Origin of the sequence: Spirulina sp. 06S082, from assembly GCF_034932145.1 — a bacterium.
GTDB lineage: Bacteria > Cyanobacteriota > Cyanobacteriia > Cyanobacteriales > Spirulinaceae > CCY15215.
The window spans coordinates 1-1,821 of the sequence record NZ_JAYGHV010000097.1 but is presented as its reverse complement, the minus strand read 5'-3'; the positions used below and the strand labels follow the sequence as shown (position 1 = coordinate 1,821).

The following is a 1,821-nucleotide window of genomic DNA, read 5'->3' as shown; positions in this document are numbered from 1 at the left end:
ACCTTTTCCGAGATGCACATCTGGCATTAAAGCGACGTGCTTAAAAACAAAAGGTAAAGAGGCGACATTTTTTGCCATTTGCGTTTCTTTCGGTGCAAGATCGTGATTCGCCCAAGAAAGAATGGGTTTGGGAACGGATAAATTCAGTTGTTCGTAGGGCATTGTTTCAATTATCAATTATGAATGGGTAATTATTTGTAAAAACAACACTACAAACATAATACACAATTTACGAGAATATGTCTAGGGCTGTATTGAGCTTATTTGAGTAGATCGGGATAATTTGCTCATGGGTTGGAGGCGATCGCGCCTTCATTAACAACAAAAAAGTTGTTAAACTCAAGAGGCGAGAGAAAAATATTCCCAGTTAGAACCCGCATGAACTCAATTGACTATCTTCGCATCAGTCTCATCGATCGCTGTAACTTTCGCTGTCAGTACTGTATGCCAGAAGGAAGCGAACTGGAATACCTCTTGCGTCAAGAATGGCTAACTCGCGAGGAAATTCTCATTTTGCTGCGAGAGGTGTTTATTCCCCTCGGCTTTACCAAGTTTCGCCTTACGGGGGGGGAACCCCTTTTACGTCCGGAAATTGTCGATCTGGTGCGAGATATTACTGCACTCCCAGAAACAGAAGACCTTGCAATGACCACCAATGCTTTTTATCTCGCGAAAATGGCACAGGATTTATATGATGCTGGCTTGCGGCGCATCAATATTAGCCTAGACTCCCTCGATCGCGATACTTTTGACAAAATCATCGGCAATAGAGGGAAAAGTCGCTGGCAGAAGACCTGGGAAGGCATACAGGAAGCATATCGTGTTGGGTTTGACCCCTTAAAATTGAACGTTGTCGTTATACCAGGAGTCAACGATCGCGAAGTTGCCGATCTAGCTGCCTTAACCCGCGATCGCCATTGGCACGTCAGATTTATTGAATTTATGCCAATTGGTAATGCGGAATTGTTTGGCGATCGCGCTTGGATTCCTTCAGAAGAATTGCGACAAAATATTCGCGAAAAATGGGGATTAGAAAGCGCAGAAATTCAAGGCAATGGACCTGCTGATGTGTTTAAAATACCCGGTGCAAAAGGCACATTAGGATTTATTTCTCAGATGTCCGAATGTTTCTGCGATCGCTGCAACCGAATGCGTCTTTCTGCTGATGGTTGGTTGCGTCCTTGTTTGTTAAATGAAACCGGACAAATTGACTTAAAAACAGGTTTGAGAGAGGGAATTTCACCTCGTCAATTAAGAGAACAAGTTAGAGAGTTATTATCTTTAAAACCCGAAATAAACTTCAAACAGCGCGACTCCGGTACAGAACAGGGAATGTATACTAGAACCATGTCCCAAATTGGAGGATAATTATTAATTATTTATTGGCAAAATCAGAGGAGAAGCGATCGCCTCCTCAAATAACAAATGAGTAAAAGGCGATCGCCACTTTCTCAAATCCGAAAGGGATAATTATTGTCCAAATTCATCCCTCGCTTGTTCCACAATCTCCACAGTCACCGTATCCGACTCAACCTCCCTTGCTAACTCCTCAATGCGCTGACGAGCCTGGGTACGAACGAAAAAAGGAATATTTTTGAACTTAGCCGTCGCTTCAGCAGTCCAATGTAATGTTTCCGCAAAATCAGAATCGTCCATCAACCTTTTTTTACCCCTCGAAAGCCCGTTTTTTTTTAGTGTAAAGTAAACATTCTCAGCATTGTGACTTTATTTACCTTTCTCTTTCATAGCTTTTGGTTTCTTAGCAAACATTCGCTCTAAATTCTGACCCGCAACCCCAATTGTTACAACCAACATCCCCCA

The 1,821-nt window shown here is 42.6% G+C and carries 2 protein-coding genes; one reads left to right on the top strand and one right to left on the bottom strand.

Annotation, left to right across the window (positions count from 1 at the left end):
- The first annotated feature begins 378 nt into the window (after positions 1-378).
- Complete coding sequence (gene moaA, locus VB714_RS07255) at positions 379-1,368, top strand: GTP 3',8-cyclase MoaA (RefSeq protein WP_323222587.1); 990 nt, start codon at positions 379-381, stop codon at positions 1,366-1,368.
- 102 nt (positions 1,369-1,470) lie between these two features.
- Here moaA and VB714_RS07250 read toward each other — a convergent pair whose 3' ends face one another.
- Positions 1,471-1,656: a PCP reductase family protein gene (locus tag VB714_RS07250; RefSeq protein WP_239121244.1), complete on the bottom strand. Its 186-nt coding sequence runs from the start codon at positions 1,654-1,656 to the stop codon at positions 1,471-1,473.
- Positions 1,657-1,821: the final 165 nt, after the last annotated feature.

Coding starts and splice junctions, on each gene's coding strand:
- moaA (WP_323222587.1), top strand. CDS start 379: ATGAACTCAATTGACTATCTTCGCATCAGTCTCATCGATCGCTGTAAC.
- VB714_RS07250 (WP_239121244.1), bottom strand. CDS start 1,656: ATGGACGATTCTGATTTTGCGGAAACATTACATTGGACTGCTGAAGCG.